Genomic DNA, 20,473 nt, shown 5'->3' with positions numbered 1-20,473 from the left:
AACCGCCGCGTCAGCGGCGCAAACAGAGGGGTGCGGGGGTCCTGCCCACCCCGGGCAGGACCCCCGCACCCCTCGTACCGAGCCGGAGGCTTACAGGCCGTACTTGGCCCGGGCCTCCTTCACCGCCGACGCCGGCACCGCGCCGCGGCGGGCCAGCTGCGCGAGCGCCGCGACGACGATCGACTCGGCGTCGACGCCGAAGTGGCGGCGGGCCGCGTCACGCGTGTCGGAGAGGCCGAAGCCGTCCGCGCCGAGCGAGGAGTAGTCCTGCTCGACCCACTGGGCGATCTGGTCGGGCACCTGGCGCATGTAGTCGGACACCGCGAGCACGGGGCCCTCCGCACCGGCGAGCGCCTGGCGCACGTAGGGCACCCGCTCCTCGCCGCGCAGCAGCGCCTCGTCCGCCTCCAGGGCGTCCCGGCGCAGCTCCGTCCAGGAGGTCGCGGACCAGACGTCACCGGCCACGCCCCACTCCTCGGCGAGCATCCGCTGGGCCTTGAGGGTCCAGTGGATGGCCGTGCCCGAGCCGATGAGCTGGATCCGCGCGGCGTTGGCCGCGGGGGACAGGCCCGCGGTCTCGGCCGTGTTGAAGCGGTACAGGCCCTTGATGATGCCCTCGTCCACACCCGCGGGCTTCGCGGGCTGCGGCATCGGCTCGTTGTAGACCGTCAGGTAGTAGAAGACGTCCTTGTCCTCGGCGGCGTCGCCCGGCTTGGCCTCGCCGTACATGCGGCGCAGGCCCTCCTTGACGATGGCCCCGATCTCGTAGGCGAACGCCGGGTCGTACGTCAGCGCCGCCGGGTTGGTGGAGGCGATGAGCGGCGAGTGGCCGTCCGCGTGCTGCAGACCCTCACCCGTCAGCGTCGTACGACCGGCCGTGGCGCCGATGAGGAAGCCGCGGCCGAGCTGGTCGCCGAGCTGCCACATCTGGTCGGCGGTGCGCTGCCAGCCGAACATCGAGTAGAAGATGTAGAACGGGATCATCGCTTCGCCGTGCGTGGCGTACGCGGACGACGCGGCGATGAAGTCCGCCATCGAGCCGGCCTCGGTGATGCCCTCGTTGAGGATCTGGCCGTTCTTGGCTTCCTTGTAGTACATCAGCTGGTCGCGGTCGACCGGCTCGTACGTCTGGCCCTTGGGCGAGTAGATGCCGAGCGACGGGAACAGCGACTCCATGCCGAAGGTGCGCGCCTCGTCGGGGACGATCGGCACCCAGCGCTTGCCGGTCTCCTTGTCGCGGACCAGGTCCTTGACCAGCCGGACGAGCGCCATGGTGGTGGCGACCGACTGCGAGCCGGAGCCCTTGTCGAAGGCCGCGAAGGCCTTGTCGGCGGGCGCGGGCAGCGGGGCGAGCGCGTGCGTGCGGCGGGCCGGGGCCGGGCCGCCGAGGGCCGCGCGGCGCTCCTGGAGGTAGCGGACCTCGGGGGAGTCGGCGCCGGGGTGGCCGTAGGGCACCTGGCCGTCGACGAACTGGCTGTCGGAGATCGGCAGCTCAAGAAGGTCACGCATGTTCTTGAACTCGTCCGTCGACAGCTTCTTCATCTGGTGGTTCGCGTTCTTGGACGCGAAGCCCTCACCGAGGGTGAAGCCCTTGACGGTCTGCGCCAGGATGACGGTCGGCGCGCCCTTGTGCGCCAGGGCCGCCTTGTACGCGGCGTACACCTTGCGCGGCTCGTGGCCACCGCGGGACAGGTGGAAACACTCGAGGATCTTGTCGTCGCTCAGCAGCTTCGCCATCTCGACGAGCGCCGGGTCCTTGCCGAAGAAGTCCTCGCGGATGTACGCGGCGTCACGCGTCTGGTACGTCTGCACCTGCGCGTCCGGCACCTCGCGCAGACGGCGGACGAGGGCACCGGTGGTGTCGAGCGCGAACAGCTCGTCCCAGGCGCCGCCCCACAGGGACTTGACGACGTTCCAGCCCGCGCCGCGGAACTGGGCCTCCAGCTCCTGCACGATCTTGAAGTTGGCGCGCACCGGGCCGTCGAGGCGCTGCAGGTTGCAGTTGATGACGAAGGTGAGGTTGTCCAGCTCCTCACGGGCGGCGAGTGCGAGGGCCGCCGTCGACTCCGGCTCGTCCATCTCGCCGTCGCCGAGGAACGCCCACACGTGCGAGGACGAGACGTCCTTGATGCCGCGGTTCGTCAGATAGCGGTTGAAGCGGGCCTGGTAGATGGCCGACAGCGGGCCGAGGCCCATGGAGACGGTGGGGAACTCCCACAGCCAGGGCAGCCGGCGCGGGTGCGGGTACGACGGCAGGCCGTCGCCGCCCGCCTCCTGGCGGAAGTTGTCGAGCTGCTGCTCGCCGAGGCGTCCGTCGAGGAAGGCGCGGGCGTAGATGCCGGGCGACGCGTGGCCCTGGATGTACAGCTGGTCGCCGGAGCCGTCGCCCTCCTTGCCGTGGAAGAAGTGGTTGAAGCCGGTCTCGTACAGCCAGGCCGCCGAGGCGAAGGTGGCGATGTGGCCGCCGACGCCGTACTTCGCGCCGCGGGTCACCATCGCGGCCGCGTTCCAGCGGTTCCACGCGGTGATGCGGGACTCCATCGCCTCGTCGCCGTCGATGACGGGCTCGGCGGAGGTCGGGATGCTGTTGACGTAGTCCGTCTCAAGGAGCTTGGGCAGCGCCAGGCCCGCGCCCTCGGCGCGCTCCAGCGTGCGGCGCATCAGATACGCGGCACGGTGCGGCCCGGCCGCCTTGGTCACGGCGTCCAGGGAGGCCTGCCATTCGGCGGTCTCCTCGGGGTCGCGGTCCGGGAGCTGGTCGAGCTCGCTCGGCTGGATGCGGGAGGGGTCGGTCATTACGCCGCCTTCCTGAGTCGGAGGGGTTCCCGTGCCTGGTCGGGCGGGGGCCCTTAACGGAAAGGGTCGGGGGTGCCCTAGGTCTTTGGCAGGACAGGGCGTGGGGCCCCGGTGGGAGCCCGTCGTCGACTGTAAGCCAGCGATCGATGATCGATCAAAGCGTTGAGCGGAAAACTTCCCTCTCGGGGCAAAAGTAGGCACAGGGTGCCAGGGTGCAGGGCACCGGGTGCCTTGGATTCATCGGATTCGCGCAGGTGGGGCGACGTATGAGCGCGGCTCACTCGGGATGAGCGTCACCGTCGGGCCGGGGCGCGCAGCCGAGGACATGGGCCTTCACCAGCTCCGCGATCCGGGGGTCACGGCGCCGGAACGCCTGGACGAGGGCCTCGTGCTCCTCCGCGTACGACTGCTGGACGGTGCCGAGCCAGCGGATGGAGAGCGCGGTGAAGACCTCGATGCCGAGCCCCTCCCAGGTGTGCAGGAGCACCGAGTTGCCCGCCGCCCGCACCATCTCGCGGTGGAAGGCGACCGTGTGCCGCACCTGCCCGGTGCCGTCGCTCGCCCGGTCCGCCTCATACAGGGCGGCGACGTGCGGCTCCAGGGCCGAGCAGTCCGCCGCGAGCCCGTCGGCGGCGAGCTCGGCCGCGATGGCCTCCAGGCCCGCCCGGACGGGGTAGCTCTCCTCCAGGTCGGCCGCGGAGAGGTTCCGCACGCGCACGCCCTTGTTGGGCGCGGACTCGATCAGGCGCAGGGACTCCAGCTCCCGCAGGGCCTCGCGCACCGGCGTCTGGCTGACCTCCAGCTCGACGGCGATGCGCCGCTCCACGATCCGCTCGCCCGGCTTCCAGCGACCGCTGACGATGCCTTCCACAATGTGCTCGCGAATCTGTTCGCGCAGCGAGTGAATGACGGGCGCGGTCATATGGGGGCTCCGGAGGTCGGCTACTACGGGCGACCTCTAGACAATACGGCTGCGCCCCCGTCCGGAAACCTCCGGACGGGGGCGCAGCCGCCGATGAGACGAGTCTTACAGTCCGTCTCCGGACCCTTACAGGCCGAGCTCGACCTCGAACTCGCCCGCTTCCAGGATCGCCTTGACCGTGGTCAGGTAACGGGCGGCGTCCGCGCCGTCCACCAGACGGTGGTCGTAGGACAGCGTCACGTAGGTCATGTCGCGCACGGCGATGGTCTCGCCGAGGTCCGGGTGGTTGATGACCACCGGGCGCTTGACCGTGGCACCGATGCCCAGGATGGCGACCTGGTTCGGCGGCACGATGATCGTGTCGAACAGCGCGCCGCGCGAGCCGGTGTTGGAGATGGTGAAGGTCGCGCCGGACAGCTCGTCCGGGGTGATCTTGCTGGCGCGGACCTTGTTGGCCAGGTCGGCGGTCGCCTTGGCGATGCCGGCCAGGTTCAGGTCACCGGCACCCTTGATGACCGGGGTCATCAGGCCCTTCTCGGAGTCCACGGCGATGCCGATGTTCTCCGAGTCGAAGTAGGTGATGGTGCCCTCGTCCTCGTTGATGCGGGCGTTGACGACCGGGTGGGCCTTCAGCGCCTGCGCCGCCGCCTTGACGAAGAACGGCATCGGGGAGAGCTTGACGCCCTCGCGGGCGGCGAAGCCGTCCTTGGCCTTGGCGCGCAGCTTCATCAGCTTGGTGATGTCGACCTCGACCACGCTGGAGAGCTGGGCCTGGCCGTGCAGCGCCTTCATCATGTTGTCGCCGATGACCTTGCGCATGCGGGTCATCTTGACCGTCTGACCGCGCAGCGGGGACACCTCGAGGGCCGGGGCCTTCGACGCGGCCGGGGCGGCGGCCGGGGCGGGAGCCGGAGCCGGGGTGGCCTTCGCGGCCTCGGCGGCGGCGAGCACGTCCTGCTTGCGGATGCGGCCACCGACGCCGGTGCCCTTGACCGAGCCCAGGTCCACGCCGTTCTCGGCGGCGAGCTTGCGCACCAGCGGGGTGACGTAGGCGCCGTCGTCGGCCGGGGTGGCCGGGGCCGGGGCCGGGGCGGCCGGAGCGGCGGCCTTGGCCGGAGCCGGAGCCGGAGCGGCGGGGGCCGCGGGCTGGGCCGGGGCCGGAGCGGGAGCGGGAGCGGCCGGAGCGGCAGGCTGGGCCGGGGCGGGTGCCGGGGCCTCGGCGGGGGCGGCCGGGGCGGCGGCCGGAGCGGCCGCGGGGGCGGCACCGGCGGCACCGATGACGGCGAGCTTCGCGCCGACCTCGGCGGTCTCGTCCTCGGCGACGGTGATCTCGAGCAGCACGCCGGAGACCGGCGCGGGGATCTCGGTGTCGACCTTGTCGGTGGAGACCTCGAGGAGGGGCTCGTCGGCCGAGACCTCCTCGCCGACCTCCTTCAGCCAGCGGGTGACGGTGCCCTCGGTGACGGACTCGCCGAGCGCGGGCAGCGTGACGTCGGTGCCCTCGGCGGCGCCGCCGGCCGGGGCGGCGGGCGCCTCGGCGGGGGCGGCCGGAGCGGCCGGGGCCTCGGCGGCGGGCGCCGGGGCGGGCTCGGCGGCCGGAGCGGGCTCGGCGGCGGGGGCCGGGGCCTCGGCGGGAGCGCCGGAGCCGTCGTCGATGACGGCCAGCTCGGCGCCGACCTCAACGGTCTCGTCCTCGGCGACCTTGATGGAGGCCAGGATGCCCGCGGCGGGCGAGGGGATCTCGGTGTCGACCTTGTCGGTCGACACCTCGAGCAGCGGCTCGTCGGCCTCGACGCGCTCGCCTTCGGCCTTCAGCCAACGGGTGACAGTGCCCTCGGTGACGCTCTCGCCGAGCGCCGGAAGGGATACGGAAACCGCCATGGTTTCGGTTGCTCCTTACGAAAATGGGGTCTCCCCTGCTCGAGCGTAGCCGAGAGCGCGGGGAAGAAGTCTGTGGTCGGTCGCGTCCGTGGACTGAAGGTCAGTCGTGGGAGTGCAGGGGCTTGCCGGCGAGGGCGAGGTGGGCCTCGCCGAGCGCCTCGTTCTGCGTCGGGTGGGCGTGGATGAGCTGCGCCACCTCGGCGGGCAGAGCCTCCCAGTTGTAGACCAGCTGGGCCTCGCCCACCTGCTCACCCATGCGGTCGCCGACCATGTGGACGCCGACCACGGCACCGTCCTTGACCTGGACGAGCTTGATCTCGCCCGCGGTCTTGAGGATCTTGCTCTTGCCGTTGCCCGCCAGGTTGTACTTGAGGGCGACGACCTTGTCCGCGCCGTAGATCTCCTTGGCCTTCGCCTCGGTGATGCCGACCGACGCGACCTCGGGGTGGCAGTACGTCACCCGCGGCACGCCGTCGTAGTCGATCGGCACGGTCTTCAGACCGGCCAGGCGCTCCGCCACCAGGATGCCCTCGGCGAAGCCGACGTGCGCGAGCTGGAGGGTGGGGACGAGGTCGCCGACGGCGGAGATCGTCGGGACGTTCGTGCGCATGTACTCGTCGACCAGGACGTAGCCGCGGTCCATGGCGACGCCCTGCTCCTCGTACCCGAGGCCCTGGGAGACCGGGCCGCGGCCGATGGCCACCAGCAGCACCTCGGCCTCGAAGGTCTTGCCGTCGGCGAGGGTGACGCGCACGCCGTTCTCGGTGTACTCCGCCTTCTCGAAGAAGGTGCCGAGGTTGAACTTGATGCCGCGCTTGCGGAAGGCGCGCTCGAGCAGCTTGGAGCTGTTCTCGTCCTCGGCGGGCACGAGGTGCTTCAGGCCCTCGACGACCGTGACGTCGGTGCCGAAGGACTTCCACGCCGAGGCGAACTCGACGCCGATGACGCCGCCGCCCAGGATGATCGCGGACTGCGGCACGCGGTCCAGGGTCAGCGCGTGGTCCGAGGAGATGATGCGGTTGCCGTCGATCTCCAGGCCCGGCAGGGACTTCGGCACGGAACCGGTCGCCAGGAGGAGGTGGCGACCCTGGATCCGCTGGCCGTTCACGTCGACGGAGGTCGGGGACGACACGCGGCCCTCGCCCTCGATGTAGGTGACCTTGCGGGAGGCCACCAGACCCTGCAGGCCCTTGTACAGGCCCGCGATGACGTCGTCCTTGTACTTGTGGACGGCGTTGATGTCGATGCCCTCGAAGGTGGCCTTGACACCGAACTGGCCGGCCTCGCGCGCCGAGTCGGCGACCTCGCCGGCGTGCAGCAGCGCCTTCGTCGGGATGCAGCCGTTGTGCAGGCAGGTGCCGCCGAGCTTGTTCTTCTCGATCAGTGCGACGTCGAGACCCAGCTGCGACGCGCGCAGGGCCGCGGCGTAACCGCCGCTACCACCGCCGAGGATCACTAGGTCGAAAACGGTGCTGGCGTCGTTCGCCACGTCACGTCCTCCATGCATGTGCGCCGTGCGCCGGACCCCTCATTGCCGGGGACGACCGGTCGGTCGGCTGGTATACGGCCGCTCTTCTTCGGCCCTGTGGTGGGGGCCCTGTCCTGCCGAGAACCCATCTTCGCACTTGTCGGCGGCAGGCGGGACGCCGGGCCGGGCTGATCGGTCTCCGCCGGAGGTCAGGACCACGTACGCACGTACGGATTTCATCGACAGCGAAATCCCGGTGCGGGAGGTGCGGCTGGTGCGGGACGAGCGGGCCGGGGAGCGGTACCGACGCGTACGGCCCCGCGGGCGAGGGCGCCCCGGGGCCGTACGTCAGTGGCTGCTCAGCCGAGGTCGCCCGCGGCGGTGCGCTCCGCGAGACGCACCAGGGTGCGGACGGCGGAGCCGGTGCCGCCCTTGGGGGTGTAGCCGTACGGGGCGCCCTCGTGGAAGGCGGGGCCCGCGATGTCCAGGTGGGCCCAGGTGATGCCCTCGCCCACGAACTCCTTCAGGAACAGGCCCGCGACCAGGCCGCCGCCCATGCGCTCGCCCATGTTGGCGATGTCGGCGGTGGGGGAGTCCATGCCCTTGCGCAGGTGCTCGGGCATCGGCATCGGCCAGGACGGCTCGCCGACCTCCTCGGCGATCTCGTGGATCGACGTGCGGAAGGCGTCGTCGTTGGCCATGATGCCGAAGGTGCGGTCGCCCAGGGCCAGGACCATGGCGCCGGTCAGCGTCGCCACGTCGACGATCGCGTCGGGCTTGTCCTCCGAGGCCTTGGTGAGCGCGTCGGCCAGGACCAGACGGCCCTCGGCGTCGGTGTTCAGGACCTCCACCGTCTTGCCGCTGTACATGCGCAGGACGTCGCCCGGTCGGGTGGCCGAGCCGGACGGCATGTTCTCGGCGAGGGCCAGCCAGCCGGTGACGTTGACCTCCAGGCCGAGGCGCGCGACGGCGACCACGGCCGCGAACACGGCGGCGGCGCCGCTCATGTCGCACTTCATGGTCTCGTTGTGGCCCGCGGGCTTCAGCGAGATGCCGCCCGAGTCGTACGTGATGCCCTTGCCGACGAGGGCCAGGTGCTTCTTCGCCTTGGACGAGGTGTACGACAGCTTGACCAGGCGCGGCGGGGCGGCCGAGCCCGCGCCGACGCCGAGGAGGCCGCCGTAGCCGCCCTTGGCGAGCGCCTTCTCGTCGAGCACCTGCACCTTGATGCCGTGCTCCTTGCCGGCGGCCTGGGCCACCGCGGCGAACGCCTCGGGGTAGAGGTCGTTCGGCGGGGTGTTGATCAGGTCGCGGGCGCGGTTGAGCTCCTCGGCGACGGCCAGGGCGCGCTCGACGGCGGCCTTGTAGGCCTTGTCGCGCGGCTTGCCGCCGAGCAGGGCGGCCTCGGGGAGCGGGCCCTTGGCGTCCTTGGCACCCTTCTTGGCCTTGGCGTCCTTGGCGTCGGCGGTGCCCTTGTAGGCGTCGAAGGCGTAGGCGCCGAGGAGCGCGCCCTCGGCGATCGCGCCCGCGTCGGCGGCGGACTCCAGGGGCAGCGCGAACGCGGCCTTCTTCGAACCGGCCAGAGCGCGCGCGGCGACACCGGCGGCCCGGCGCAGCACCTCCGCGTCATAAGCCTGGTCCTTCTCGGGGACCGCGCCGAGGCCGACTGCCAGGATCACCGGCGCCTTGAAGCCGGACGGCGCGGGCAGCTTCGTCGCCTCACCCTCGGCGCCCGAGGCACCGAGGGTCTCCAGGACGGACGCGAGCTTGCCGTCGTACGCCTTGTCCACGGACTCGGCGCCAGGGGCCACGACCGGTCCCTTGGCGCCCTTCGCGACACCGACGACGATCGCGTCGGCACGCAGGCCGGACGCGGCGGCGGTGCTGAGAGTCAGAGCAGTCACGGTGCTGAAGTCCCTCTTTCATAGGAGGTTTCACGGAGTTCTTGCGGGCTTTGGGGTGGTAAGCCCGTCGCGAGCCTACGCCCGCAAGCAATGCGGTGCGCCTCACTGTGCGTGCTGGCCGAGGGCGAGCACAAGCAGCGCGGCCGTGGCGGCGGTCTCGGCGAGCCCGCCGAAGACGTCGCCGGTGACGCCGCCGAACCGCCGTACGCAGTGCCGCAGGAGGGCCTCGGCGGCGGCGCAGGCGAGCAGCACGGCGGCCGCGTTCCGGACGGTGGAGACGGCGGTGCCGGGGTCCGTGACCGCTCCCGCGGCGGCGGCCGCGGCGGTGACGGCCACGAGGACGGCCAGGGCCGCGCGCGCGGGGACCGTGCCCGCGACGGCCGCGCCGAGCCCCTCGGGCCGGGCCGGCGGCACCTCGGCGCGGGCGGCGAGGGTGAGCGCGAGCCGGGCGGCGGTGGCGGCCACGGCGGCGCCGCACAGACCGCGCGCCCAGCCGTCGTCGTACAGCTCGGCCAGGGCCGCGACCTGCGCGAACAGGGCCAGGACCAGGGTGATCACGCCGAACGGCCCGATGTCGGACTGCTTCATGATCCGCAGCGCGTCGGCGGCGGGCTTGCCGCTGCCCAGGCCGTCGGCGGTGTCGGCGAGACCGTCGAGGTGCAGCCCCCGGGTGCCCGCGGCGGGCACGGCGACGGCGGCGACGGCGGCGAGCAGCGGGCTCGCGCCGAGGGCGAGCAGCGCCGCCCCGAGACCCCCGGCGAGGAGGCCGAGCACGAGCCCCGCGACCGGGGCGCACAGCATGCCCGTCCGGGCGGCCTCGCGGTCCCACCGGCGCACCCGCACCGGCAGCGCGGTGAGCGTCCCGAAGGCGAAGCGGAGGCCGTCGGCGGGGGTGGGTCTGAGCATTGGGCGAGATTACCCGGGCGGCCCGGGGCACCCGTCGCCGCCCTGCCGCGGCGGGGCCCCGGCCTGCGCGCGGCGGCGGCGAACCGCAAGATGGGCCCATGGACGGCTGGTGGTACCGGAACGTCGTCGAGCCGGGGAAGCTGCCCCTGCTGCTCGCGCTGGTCTCCTTCGTGGGCTCGTTCCTGGTGACGCGCACCATCACCCGTCTCATCCGCGCCGGGAAGGGCCCGTTCCGGAACATCACCACGGGGGACGTGCACGTCCACCACGTCGTCCCGGGCATCTTCCTGATGCTGGTGGGCGGCTTCTGGGCGGTGGCGGCCGGGCGGCACGGCTTCGGCTCGATGTGCGCGGCCGTGATCTTCGGCATCGGCGCGGGCCTGGTCCTCGACGAGTTCGCGCTGATCCTGCACCTGGACGACGTGTACTGGAGCGAGCAGGGCCGCAAGAGCGTGGAGGTGGTGGTCCTCACCACGGCCCTGGTGGTCCTGATCCTCACCGGCTTCACCCCGTTCGGCGTGAACGAGCTCTCCGTGGCCGAGCGGCACAACCGCTTCGCCTTCGCCCTGAACGTCGCCGTGAACTGCGGCTTCGCGCTGATCGCGATGCTCAAGGGCAAGCTGCGCACGGCCCTGATCGGCATGGTGGTGCCGTTCGTGGCGCTCGTCGGCGCGATCCGCCTCGCCCGCCCGGGATCGGCCTGGGCGCGGCGGTTCTACCGCAACCGGCCGCGCGTCCGGGCCCGGGCGGGGCTGCGCGCCTTCCGCCACGACCGCCGCTGGACGGCCAAGCGGCGCTGGCTTCAGGACGTCATCGGCGGCAGGCCGGACCCGGAGCCGCGTTCGGCGTCGCCGCGCCGCAGGTGACGTACCGCCGTGGCCGCCGCGCACACGACCAGGACGCCCGCGATGGCCGCCAGGTGCTCCTTGCCCGCGAGGTTGTTCTTGACCAGGACCTCGACCACCATCAGGGCGATCACCAGGGCGCCGGTCGCGTACGCCCGGTAGCGCCAGCACACGAACACCGCGAGCCCGACGACCGCCGCCGACGGGCCGGTGTCGATGACCTGCGCGTCGGAGGCGGGAAGCCCGACCCAGCTGTCGGGCCCGATGGCGATGCCCACGCGCGCGTAGAGGGTGCCCGCGAGCGTCGCCGCGTACCCGACGAGCAGCGTGCGCCACCAGCCGACGCAGATCTCGGCGATGCCGAACACCAGCAGGATCTGCGCGAGCGCGCCCCACACCGGCAGGTCGAGGGCGGGGACGAAGAGCGAGAGCGGGGTGCGGACCAGCGCGAGCCACAGCGGCTCCTCGGCCCGCACGGAGCCGACGTTCTGGACGAACTGATAGCCCCAGGACTGGTTCTGCACGTACTGGAAGGCCGCGGTCAGGCCGACGGCACCGAGCGTCATCGGGATCGCGCGCCAGCGCCGCGCGGCGAGGCCGCGGCGCACCGTGGAGTACAGATCGCCCCACTCGGCACGGGCCAGCCGGGACAGGGTGCTCATCTTCGGGACTCCAAGTGTGTACGGTGCAGCCATTTCGGCAGCCCCGGCGCTTCCAGGAAGCCTTCGGCGCGGGCGGACGCGACACCGATGCGCGGCAGGTCCGCGCTCTTCTCGAAGAGCAGGAACCGCGGCTCCCAGATGGGTCGGTACTTGGCGTTGGCGCGGTACAGCGACTCGATCTGCCACCACCGCGAGAAGAAGCTGAGCAGCGAACGCCACAGCCGGAGCACCGGGCCCGCGCCGAGCCGCGAACCACGCTCGAAGACAGATCTGAACATCGCGAAGTTCAGCGACACCTGCGTGATCTGGATCTCCGCCGCGCGCTGGAGCAGCTCGATGACCATGTACTCCATCAGGCCGTTGTCGGAGTCCCGGTCACGGCGCATCAGGTCGAGGGAGAGGCCGTGCGGCCCCCAGGGGACGAAGGAGAGCACCGCGCGCAGCTCGCCCTTGTCGTCGGTGCACTCCAGCATCACGCACTGGCCGTCGTCCGGGTCGCCGAGGCGGCCGAGCGCCATGGAGAAGCCGCGCTCGGTGGCGCCGTCGCGCCAGTCGTCGGCGCGTTCGAGGAGGCGGGCCATCTCCTCCTCGGGGATGTCCGCGTGGCGCCGTACGCGCACCTCGTACCCGGCGCGCTTGACCCGGTTGTAGGCCTGGCGGACCGTGCGCATGGCCCGGCCCTCCAGGGTGAAGTCGGCGATCTCCACGATGGCCTCGTCGCCGAGTTCGAGCGCGTCCAGGCCGTGCCGGGCGTAGATCGTGCCCGCCTCCTCGCTCGCGCCCATCACCGCCGGGGTCCAGCCGTGCTCGCGCGCCTCGGCGAGCCACGGCTCGATGGCGCCGGGCCAGGCCTCGGGGTCGCCGATCGGGTCGCCGGAGGCCAGCGAGACGCCGCCGACCACGCGGTAGGTGACCGCGGCCTTGCCGGTCGGGGACCAGACGGCGCTCTTCTCGCGGCGCAGCGCGAAGTAGCCGAGCGAGTCGCGCTCGCCGTGCTTGGCGAGCAGGGCGCGAAGGCGTGCCTCGTCGTCCTCGCTGAGCGGGTCGACGGCCCGGCGGGAGCGGAAGGCCGCGTACAGGACGGCGATGACCAGGAGCGTGCTCAGGACGTTGATGGTGACGTTGACCCAGCCGGGGGTCGAGATGCCCGCGAACCGGGAGTCGTCGGCGGCCAGCGACACCAGGCGCATCGTGCCGTAGCGCCAGCGGTCGAGGAACGTCGAGCGGTAGTCGTCGTGGGCGTGGTTGGTGACGGTCACCAGGAGCGCCGCGAGCAGCGAGGTCGCGAGCAGCCCGCCGACGGCGACGGCCGCCGCCAGCTTGGGGTTGGACCGGTCGCCCTTGGCGTAGAACTCGCGGCGGCCGACGAGCAGTGCGGCGACGAAGCCCGCGGTCAGGACGAGCGAGATCCAGTTCTGCGCGTACTGCCGGATCTCGGGGAAGAACATCGCCACCGCGAAGAGCAGCAGGAACAGGCCGCTCAGCACGAGGTTGAGGATCCAGGAGGCCCGTTTGCGGCGGCGCATCGTGACCGCGAGGAACGCGGTGAACACACCGGAGGCGAACCCCGCGGTGAGCATGTACGGGGTGAAGTAGTTCTCCGTGTTGTGCCGTCTGAGGTCCTGCCCCAGGGAGACCCAGACGGCACTGAGGAAGTTGACGAAGGCCACGGCCCGCAGATACCAGACGGCGGCCGCCGCGGCTCTGCGTGAGACCGGGGTGGACGTCGTGCGCTGTTCTTCCTTCGGCCGTTCTTCTCCCATAAAGCGGGATCTTATGGGGTGTTGTGGTGTGATATGGGGCTTGCTGTCCCGGTTCCCGCCGCGACCTGCGGCTACTCGGAGACGGGAAGCTCCGCCGCGAGCGCCGCGGCCGAGCGCAGCAGCGGCACCGCGAGCAGCGCGCCCACGCCCTCGCCCACCTTCACCCCGTGGCTGAGCAGCGGTTCGAGCGCCATCCGGTCGAGCGCCTTGGCCTGCGCGGGCTCCCCGCTGTCGTGCCCGGCCAGCCACCAGTCCGGCGCCCGGAAGGCGACCCGCTGGGCCACGAGGGCCGCCGCCGCGGCCACCACGCCGTCCAGGACCACGGGCGTGCGCCGCACCGCGGACTGGAGCAGGAACCCGGTCATGGCCGCGACGTCGGCCCCGCCCACCGCCGCGAGCAGCTGCAGCTGGTCGCCGAGCACCGGCCGCGCGCGCCGCAGGGAGTCCCGGACCGCCGCGCACTTGCGCATCCACGCCAGGTCGTCGATCGGCCGCCCGCCCCGCCCGGTCACCACGGACGCGTCGGTGCCGCACAGCGCCGCGATCAGCGTCGCCGCGGGTGTCGTTCCGCCGACGCTGACGTCGCCGAGCACGACCAGGTCGGTGCCGGAGTCGGCCTCCTCGTCGGCGAGCGCGATGCCCGCGCGCACCGCGCGCTCGGCCTCGTCGGCGGTGAGCGCGTCCTCGATGTCGATGCGGCCCGAGCCGCGCCGCACCCGGTGGCCCGCGACCTCGGCGGGCAGCTCGTCCGGCTCGCAGTCCAGGGCCAGGTCGACCACCCGCACGGGCACGTCGAGCCGCCGCGCGAGCACGGCCGCGGGCGCCTCGCCGGACAGGACGGACCGCACGAGGTCCGCCGCCCCGCCCGCGGGCCGCGCCGACACGCCGAGCTCGGCGACGCCGTGGTCGCCCGCGAAGAGCAGTGCCCGCGGCCGCTCGATCGGCTTGACCGGCACGGACGCCTGGGCCGCCGACAGCCACTCGGCGAGCTCGTCCAGCCGGCCGAGGGCGCCGGGCGGCAGGCTCTGCCGCTCCCTGCGCTCCTCGGCGTCGCGGCGCACCCCGCCGTCGGGCCGCTCGATCAGGTCGGTGAAGTCGTCGAGAATCAGCGAGCTCATTCGGCGAACAGTACCGGCGGGCGGTGACACGCGCGCGAACGGCCCCGGGCCGGTCCGCCACCGGTGAGACAGGCCCCGCGACGTCGTTGCCCCGCCACCACTGATCCCATACGTTCCATTTGTGCCGAATCGCCCTGTCCCGTCCGTCCGTCAGCAGGCCACCGACGACCCCGTCGAGCGCGTCCTCCGCGCCCGGCACTCCACCCGGCGCCACCGCGCCACGGCCCACGCCCTCGCACGGCACCTCGAACCCGAGAGCTGGCTCGACGTCGGCACCGGCCACGGCCGCCTCCCGGCCGCCGCCAAGGACGTCCTGCCGTACACCGCGTACGACGGCACGGACCCGGGCGACGCCGTCGAGGAGGCCCGCGAGGCCGGGCACATCGAGGAGGCCCACCAGGGGCTCCTGCCGGACCTCGCGCCGCGCCTCGCCGACCGGTACGACGCGGTGAGCATGGTCCACCACCTGGAGCGCGTCCCCGACCCGGACGCGGAGCTCGCCGCCGCCCGCACCGTCCTGCGCCCCGGCGGCCACCTGCTGATCGAGGCGGCCGACCCCGAGTCCCGCTCCGCCCGGCTCCTCGGCCCCTGGTGGCCGCCGCACGCGCGCTCGCCGCGGGCGTGCCTGCTGCCCCTCGGCAGGCTCCGCCGCGCCCTGGACGACCTCGGTTTCACCCTCGTCGACGTCGAGCGCCGCACCCCGCACCTGCCGCTGGACCTGACCGGCGCGGCCGTCCTCGTCGTCGGCCGCCGGCTGCCGCGGGCCGCCGGGCCGCGCCGGGCGTGCGGATGGGCGGCGGCCCCCCTGATCGTCCTCGCCTACGCCCTCGACCAGCTGCTCGCGCCCCTGCTCGTCCGCACCGGCTTCGGCAACACCTACCGCGTCATCGCCCGCCGCGAGAGCGACGGCTGAGCCTGCCTCAGCCGCGCAGCGCCAGCGCCTGCCCCGCCACCACGAGCAGCACGTGCTCGCACTCGGCGGCGAACGCGGCGTTCAGCCGGCCCAGTTCGTCGCGGTAGCGGCGCCCCGACGCGGTCGCGGGGACGATGCCGGAGCCGACCTCGTTCGACACCGCGACCACTGTGCGCCGCGCGGCCCGCACCGCGTCCGTGAGCTCCGTGACCCGCTTGCGCAGCGCGCGCTCGCCGCCGCCCGCCCACTCGGTGTCGTCCCACGCGTTCACGTCGTCCATCGCGTGCGTCAGCCACAGCGACAGACAGTCGATGAGCAGCGGCGGCCCCGGCTCGGCGAGCAGCGGCACGAGGTCGCAGGTCTCCGTGGTGCGCCAGGAGCCGGGCCGCCGCTCGCGGTGGGCGCGCACCCGCTCCGCCCACTCCTGGTCCCCGCCGCGCAGCCCGCCGGTGGCCACGTACAGCACGTCGGGGAAGGCCTCCAGGCGCCGCTCGGCCTCCACCGACTTGCCCGAGCGGGCGCCGCCGAGCACGAGGGTGCGCCGCGGCACGTCCGGTACGTCCTCGTACGCGCCGACCTCCAGGGTCGTGCCGTCCGGCACCGCCCGCGCCCCGGCCGCCGCGAGCCGCCGGGCCAGCTCGGGGCCCGGCGGCACCTCGTGGCCGATGTGCACGGCGATCACGTCCGTGGTCGGGCCCGACGCACCGGCCGCCCGCAGCCGCGCGAGCCCGTCCGGGCGGCCCACGACGTCGGCCACGACCATGTCGTACACGACCTGCCCGCCGCCGTTCTCGGGGCCCACCCCCGCGGGCGCGCAGCCCGGCGGCAGGTACAGCAGCCGCTCGCCGTCGGGCCCGGTCACCTCGTAGCCGGTGCCGGGCGCGTCCATCGCTACGGCCCGCACCCGGTGCCCGGTGAGCAGCGCCAGCTCGCGGCCGTCGGGCACCCGGCCCGGCTGCGGCAGCCCGGCGGGCACCTCCACGGCGGGCCCGTCGTGCGGATGCGAGAGCAGCACCTGGCGCACCCCGCCGAGCGAGTGCCCGGCGCGGGCGGCGGCGAAGGCGGCGCCCGGGGTCAGGTCGAGCAGCAGCACACCGTCCACGAGCAGGGCCGTCGCCGCCCGCGCCTGGTCGCCGAGCGCGGTCGCGCACGCGGCGCAGGGACAGCCGGGGCGGGGCAGCCCCTCGGGGGCTCCGGTGCCGAGCAGAGTCAGTTCCACAGGAAGATCCTCCCGCGTCGCCCCGCGCGCCGCGCGCCCGGCTAGGCTTCAAGCGGCTTCGGACACCACTGGACCTCGGGAGGCTGACATGGCGGCATGGACGTGGCGGTTCGAGAAGGCGGACGGGACGGAGGTCCAGCCCGCGGTGCAGCCGGAGGAGTTCACCACGCAGGGCGACGCGGAGACCTGGATCGGCGAGCACTGGAAGGAGCTCGCCGAGGGCGGCGCGGACCAGGTGACGCTCTTCGAGGACACCTCGGAGATCTACGGCCCGATGAGTCTGCACGCGCAGGACGCGGCGCAGGCCTGACGCGCCACGCGCAGGAGCCGGCGCGGCCCTGACGCGCCGGATCCACGAACGCGGAGGGAGGCGGGGCCATCGGCCCCGCCTCCCTCCGCGTCCTCACATCTCCCCGAGGGTCACCTCGGCGGTCCGCTCGGCGCCGTCCCGTACGTACGTCACCCGCTCCTTGTCGCCCGGCTCGTCCCCGGCGAGCGCCTCCGAGAGGGAGGTGACCGTGGTGATCTCGTCGTCCCCGAGCCCGGTGATGATGTCGCCGGGCCTGATGCCCGCCTTGTCGGCGCCGCCGCCGCTCCTGACCTCGGCCACGGCGACGCCCGCGGGCCGGTAGTCGTCCCCGAGGACCGTGCGCCCGCTGATGCCGAGCGCGGCCCGGCCCGAGTCGGTGACCTTGCCGCTCTTCACGATCTGATCGGCCACCGTACGCACCATCGAGGCGGGGATCGCGAAGCCGATGCCGGGTGCCGCGCCGTCGCCCATGTCCGGGTCGGTCGCGGCGAGGGTCGGGATGCCGATGACGTCGCCGTCGAGGTTCACCAGGGCGCCGCCGCTGTTGCCCGGGTTGATCGCGGCGGACGTCTGCACCATGTTCCCGATGGTGGCGCCGGTGCCGCCGCCCGCCCGGCCCTCGCTGACCGTGCGCCCGGTCGCCGAGACGATGCCCTGCGTGACGCTGGAGGACAGGCCGAGCGGTGAGCCCATCGCGAGCACGATCTGGCCGACCTCCACCTTCGCGGAGTCGCCGAAGTCGGCGGCCTTCAGGCCGCGCGGCACCTTGTCGAGCTTGATGACGGCGAGGTCCTGCTCCGGGTACGCCGACACGAGCGTGGCCGCGAGGGGCTGCTCACCGGTGGCCGTGGTCACCTTGAAGGTCTTCTCCCGGCCCACCACGTGGGCGTTGGTGACGATGTGCCCCTTGTCGTCGTAGACCACCCCGGAGCCCAGGCTGTCGGAGGCGTCGATCTGGACGACGGAGGGCAGCGCGTCCTTGATGACCTTCAGATAGTCGTCCTGGAGGTCATTGGCCGCGGCGGGAGCGGCCGCCTGAGTCGTCGACTCCTTCTCCCGGGAGCCCCCGCCCTCCCCGGCACACCCGGCCGCCACCGCGACCGAGACCAGCACCCCCGCCACCACGAACCCACGCGAAGCTCTCATACCCCCCGAGTCTCACCGCCGCCGCCCCGACCGTCCTCCGGTACGGGGCCGAACAGGGGGCGCACCCGCCGGAGCGGAGCCCGAGGCTAGTCGCGGGTGCCGCAGACGTGCAGGAGGGCGGCCACCGTGCGGTAGGGGTCGGTGCGTCCGGCCCGCTCCTCGGCGGCGAGGAGAGCGTCGAGCTCGGCCCCGGCGGCGGGCACCGCGTCGGAGAAGACCCGCACCCCGTACCAGGCCCGCAGCGGCGCGGCGATGCCCGCGAGCGCCCCGGAGACCGCGTCGAGCCGATGCGCCCGCGCACGCCCCCCGGAGGGGTCCTCGTACGTGTCGGTGCCGAACGCGGCGAGCGCCCCGCCCCAGTCGCCCCGCAGCGCGGGGGCCATGGCCAGCGCGTCCGCGTTCCGTACGACCAGGGAGAGCAGGCCGCCGGGGGCGAGGACCCGCCCCAGGCCCGCGAGCAGTGCGTCGGGCTCGTCGACGTACATGAGCACGCCGTGGCAGAGCACGACGTCGAAGCTCCCGGGCAGGAAGTGCACCCCCGTGTCCCGCCCGTCGCCCTCGACGATGCGCATGCGGGACCGGATGCCCTCCGGCTCGGCGGCCGCCGCGGCCCGCGCGGCGGCGAGCCCCTCGGCGGCCCGTTCGACGCCCGTCACCTCGTGTCCGGCGCGGGCGAGGCGGAGTGCCTGCACCCCGTGCCCCATGCCGACGTCGAGCACCCGCAGCCGCCGTCCCACCGGGAAGCGCGCCGCGATCTGCTCGTCAAGCTGCCGTGCCACCAGCTCCTGGCACACGGCCGTACGCTCTCCAGGGCCCGCGCCCTGGACCTCGCTCAGGGTCGCTCCCCGCGCTTGACCTGCGGCTTCGGCAGCCGCAGCCGACGCATCTGGAGCGAACGCATCAGGGCGTACGCGACGGCGCCCTTCTTGTGCTCGTCGGGGAAGCGCTCGTTCAGGCGCTTCTTCAGACGGAAGCCCGTGACGATCGAGTCGAGCACGATCAGGACGATCACGACGAGCCACAGCAGCAGCGCGATGTTCTGCAGCTGGGCCACGCGGACCAGGCTCAGGACGAGGATGAGTACGGCCATCGGCAGGAAGAACTCCGCCACGCAGAACCGGGAGTCCACGAAGTCGCGGGCGTACTTGCGCACCGGGCCCTTGTCCCGCGGCGGCAGATACCGCTCGTCGCCGCTGGCCAGCGCCTGGCGCTGCTTCTCCATGTTCGCGCGGCGCTCCTCGCGCGACCGCTTGGCGGCCTCCTTGCGCGTCGTCGGCGTGTTCATCACGCTGCGGCGCTGCGACTGGGCCACGGCACGCTTGGGGGTGGGGCGGCCCTTGGGGGCCTCGGGGTCACGGGGGGCGGACGCGCTCTCGGCTACCGGCGCCTTGGCGGCCGGGGCCTTGTCGTCCTTGGATCGGCTACGGAACACAAAAGCCAAGGGTACGGGGTCGGCCGGAGCGGTGGGGCCGGAGGACCCCTTTCCTGGGGCTTTCCCGGGCCTTTCCCGGGGCTTTGCCGGGGGCGCACAGGGGGAGGACCGGGGAGGACCGGGGGAGGACGGGCGGGCGCATGGACGGGCGCCCGCCGGGGAACGATCCCGCCACACCGGGCGTCTTGCTGATGTGGCCGAGCGACAAAGGGGGTCGTCCCGGGCCGTTCCCGGGGGCGCACCTACTCCTTGCGCCGGAGGGGCGGGCGGAGCAGTCGTCCTTGGGGATGAGCGCATCCGCCCGCGAACAGTGCGGTAATGGATACAGACCCCGTACCGTGGGTTCTGTTGCAGCAGCTGGAGCTGGAGTCCGTCAGAAGGGGGCGCGCGAAGCCCATGAGCGGTGTCATGAAGCGTATGGGGATGATCTTCCGCGCGAAGGCGAACAAGGCCCTTGACCGGGCCGAGGACCCGCGCGAAACCCTCGATTACTCGTACCAGAAGCAGTTGGAGCTGCTGCAGAAGGTGCGCCGCGGCGTCGCCGACGTGGCGACCTCCCGCAAGCGCCTCGAGCTGCAGCTCAACCAGCTCCAGAAGCAGTCCTCCACCCTGGAGGACCAGGGACGCAAGGCGCTCGCGCTCGGCCGCGAGGACCTGGCCCGTGAGGCGCTCTCGCGCCGCGCGGCGCTCCAGCAGCAGGTAAGCGACCTGGAGACGCAGCACCAGACCCTGCAGGGCGAGGAGGAGAAGCTCACCCTCGCGGCCCAGCGCCTGCAGGCCAAGGTCGACGCGTTCCGTACGCGCAAGGAGACCATCAAGGCCACCTACACCGCGGCCGAGGCCCAGACCCGCATCGGTGAGGCCTTCTCCGGCATCTCCGAGGAGATGGGCGACGTCGGCATGGCGATCCAGCGCGCCGAGGACAAGACGGCCCAGCTCCAGGCCCGCGCCGGCGCGATCGACGAACTCCTCGCCTCGGGCGCCCTCGACGACTCCTCCGGCCTCGCCAAGGACGACATCCAGACCGAGCTGGACCGGCTCTCCGGTGGTACAGATGTAGAGCTGGAGCTGCAGCGCATGAAGGCCGAGCTGGCCGGGGGCTCCAGCGCCTCGCCGAAGCCCGCCATCGAGGGCGGCCAGGGGCGCCCGCAGGACACGCCCCGCTTCGACAAGCAGTAGCCACCGCTC

General features: G+C 73.1%; 17 protein-coding genes. 4 read left to right on the top strand and 13 right to left on the bottom strand.

Features of this window, described 5'->3' with window-relative positions:
• Positions 1 to 90: 90 nt before the first annotated feature.
• The 6 genes from aceE to C9F11_RS12270 form a co-directional block, all read right to left on the bottom strand.
• On the bottom strand, positions 91 to 2,796 hold the full coding sequence (gene aceE / locus C9F11_RS12295) for a pyruvate dehydrogenase (acetyl-transferring), homodimeric type (RefSeq protein ID WP_138959322.1): 2,706 nt from the start codon (positions 2,794 to 2,796) through the stop codon (positions 91 to 93).
• A gap of 277 nt (positions 2,797 to 3,073) precedes the next feature.
• Positions 3,074 to 3,718, bottom strand: a complete 645-nt coding sequence (locus C9F11_RS12290; protein WP_138959321.1) for a GntR family transcriptional regulator — start codon at positions 3,716 to 3,718, stop codon at positions 3,074 to 3,076.
• 126 nt (positions 3,719 to 3,844) lie between these two features.
• Positions 3,845 to 5,599, bottom strand: a complete 1,755-nt coding sequence (sucB, locus tag C9F11_RS12285; protein WP_138959320.1) for a 2-oxoglutarate dehydrogenase, E2 component, dihydrolipoamide succinyltransferase — start codon at positions 5,597 to 5,599, stop codon at positions 3,845 to 3,847.
• A gap of 100 nt (positions 5,600 to 5,699) precedes the next feature.
• Positions 5,700 to 7,088 (bottom strand): dihydrolipoyl dehydrogenase, encoded by a 1,389-nt coding sequence (lpdA, locus tag C9F11_RS12280; RefSeq protein WP_138959319.1) that lies wholly within the window; start codon positions 7,086 to 7,088, stop codon positions 5,700 to 5,702.
• A 338-nt stretch (positions 7,089 to 7,426) separates the two neighbouring features.
• On the bottom strand, positions 7,427 to 8,971 hold the full coding sequence (locus C9F11_RS12275) for a leucyl aminopeptidase (protein WP_138959318.1): 1,545 nt from the start codon (positions 8,969 to 8,971) through the stop codon (positions 7,427 to 7,429).
• Positions 8,972 to 9,073: 102 nt separating this feature from the next.
• Positions 9,074 to 9,877, bottom strand: a complete 804-nt coding sequence (locus C9F11_RS12270; protein ID WP_138959317.1) for an adenosylcobinamide-GDP ribazoletransferase — start codon at positions 9,875 to 9,877, stop codon at positions 9,074 to 9,076.
• 98 nt (positions 9,878 to 9,975) lie between these two features.
• On the opposite strand from C9F11_RS12270, the gene C9F11_RS12265 reads away from it, so the two are divergent.
• Complete coding sequence (locus tag C9F11_RS12265; protein WP_138959316.1) at positions 9,976 to 10,743, top strand: hypothetical protein; 768 nt, start codon at positions 9,976 to 9,978, stop codon at positions 10,741 to 10,743.
• Here the strand turns inward: C9F11_RS12265 and C9F11_RS47340 are convergent.
• The 3 genes from C9F11_RS47340 to cobT form a co-directional block, all read right to left on the bottom strand.
• Complete coding sequence (locus C9F11_RS47340; protein WP_171075712.1) at positions 10,680 to 11,384, bottom strand: hypothetical protein; 705 nt, start codon at positions 11,382 to 11,384, stop codon at positions 10,680 to 10,682. The two genes, C9F11_RS12265 and C9F11_RS47340, sit on opposite strands and share 64 nt — an antisense overlap.
• Positions 11,381 to 13,147, bottom strand: a complete 1,767-nt coding sequence (locus C9F11_RS12255; protein WP_138959315.1) for a phosphatidylglycerol lysyltransferase domain-containing protein — start codon at positions 13,145 to 13,147, stop codon at positions 11,381 to 11,383. The genes C9F11_RS47340 and C9F11_RS12255 overlap by 4 nt, the downstream gene beginning before the upstream one ends.
• 71 nt (positions 13,148 to 13,218) lie before the next feature.
• Positions 13,219 to 14,265 carry a nicotinate-nucleotide--dimethylbenzimidazole phosphoribosyltransferase gene (gene cobT / locus C9F11_RS12250; protein WP_138959314.1) on the bottom strand — a complete coding sequence of 349 codons (1,047 nt, stop codon included), beginning with the start codon at positions 14,263 to 14,265 and terminating at the stop codon, positions 13,219 to 13,221.
• Positions 14,266 to 14,386: 121 nt separating this feature from the next.
• On the opposite strand from cobT, the gene C9F11_RS12245 reads away from it, so the two are divergent.
• Positions 14,387 to 15,178: a class I SAM-dependent methyltransferase gene (locus C9F11_RS12245; protein ID WP_249401695.1), complete on the top strand. Its 792-nt coding sequence runs from the start codon at positions 14,387 to 14,389 to the stop codon at positions 15,176 to 15,178.
• A gap of 7 nt (positions 15,179 to 15,185) precedes the next feature.
• Here the strand turns inward: C9F11_RS12245 and C9F11_RS12240 are convergent, their stop codons facing one another.
• A complete protein-coding gene (locus C9F11_RS12240; RefSeq protein WP_138959312.1) occupies positions 15,186 to 16,397 on the bottom strand; it encodes a bifunctional adenosylcobinamide kinase/adenosylcobinamide-phosphate guanylyltransferase in 1,212 nt (403 codons plus the stop codon).
• An 88-nt stretch (positions 16,398 to 16,485) separates the two neighbouring features.
• Here C9F11_RS12240 and C9F11_RS12235 point away from each other — a divergent pair, with 88 nt between their 5' ends.
• Positions 16,486 to 16,707 carry a hypothetical protein gene (locus C9F11_RS12235; RefSeq protein WP_138959311.1) on the top strand — a complete coding sequence of 74 codons (222 nt, stop codon included), beginning with the start codon at positions 16,486 to 16,488 and terminating at the stop codon, positions 16,705 to 16,707.
• Positions 16,708 to 16,800: 93 nt separating this feature from the next.
• On the opposite strand, the gene C9F11_RS12230 is transcribed toward C9F11_RS12235, so the two are convergent.
• From C9F11_RS12230 to C9F11_RS12220, 3 genes are all read right to left on the bottom strand, one after another.
• Positions 16,801 to 17,853: a trypsin-like peptidase domain-containing protein gene (locus tag C9F11_RS12230; protein ID WP_138959310.1), complete on the bottom strand. Its 1,053-nt coding sequence runs from the start codon at positions 17,851 to 17,853 to the stop codon at positions 16,801 to 16,803.
• An 86-nt stretch (positions 17,854 to 17,939) separates the two neighbouring features.
• Positions 17,940 to 18,632 (bottom strand): methyltransferase domain-containing protein, encoded by a 693-nt coding sequence (locus C9F11_RS12225; protein ID WP_138959309.1) that lies wholly within the window; start codon positions 18,630 to 18,632, stop codon positions 17,940 to 17,942.
• A gap of 53 nt (positions 18,633 to 18,685) precedes the next feature.
• The gene (locus C9F11_RS12220; protein WP_249401694.1) at positions 18,686 to 19,294 is read right to left on the bottom strand and encodes a DUF3043 domain-containing protein; all 609 of its coding nucleotides are present in this window, start codon (positions 19,292 to 19,294) and stop codon (positions 18,686 to 18,688) included.
• 387 nt (positions 19,295 to 19,681) lie between these two features.
• On the opposite strand from C9F11_RS12220, the gene C9F11_RS12215 reads away from it, so the two are divergent.
• Positions 19,682 to 20,464 (top strand): PspA/IM30 family protein, encoded by a 783-nt coding sequence (locus C9F11_RS12215; protein ID WP_138966379.1) that lies wholly within the window; start codon positions 19,682 to 19,684, stop codon positions 20,462 to 20,464.
• The last annotated feature ends 9 nt before the right edge of the window (positions 20,465 to 20,473 follow it).

This window comes from Streptomyces sp. YIM 121038 (genome assembly GCF_006088715.1).
In the GTDB taxonomy this organism is placed as follows: Bacteria; Actinomycetota; Actinomycetes; order Streptomycetales; family Streptomycetaceae; genus Streptomyces.
This window is presented reverse-complemented; position numbering and strand designations above follow the sequence as displayed.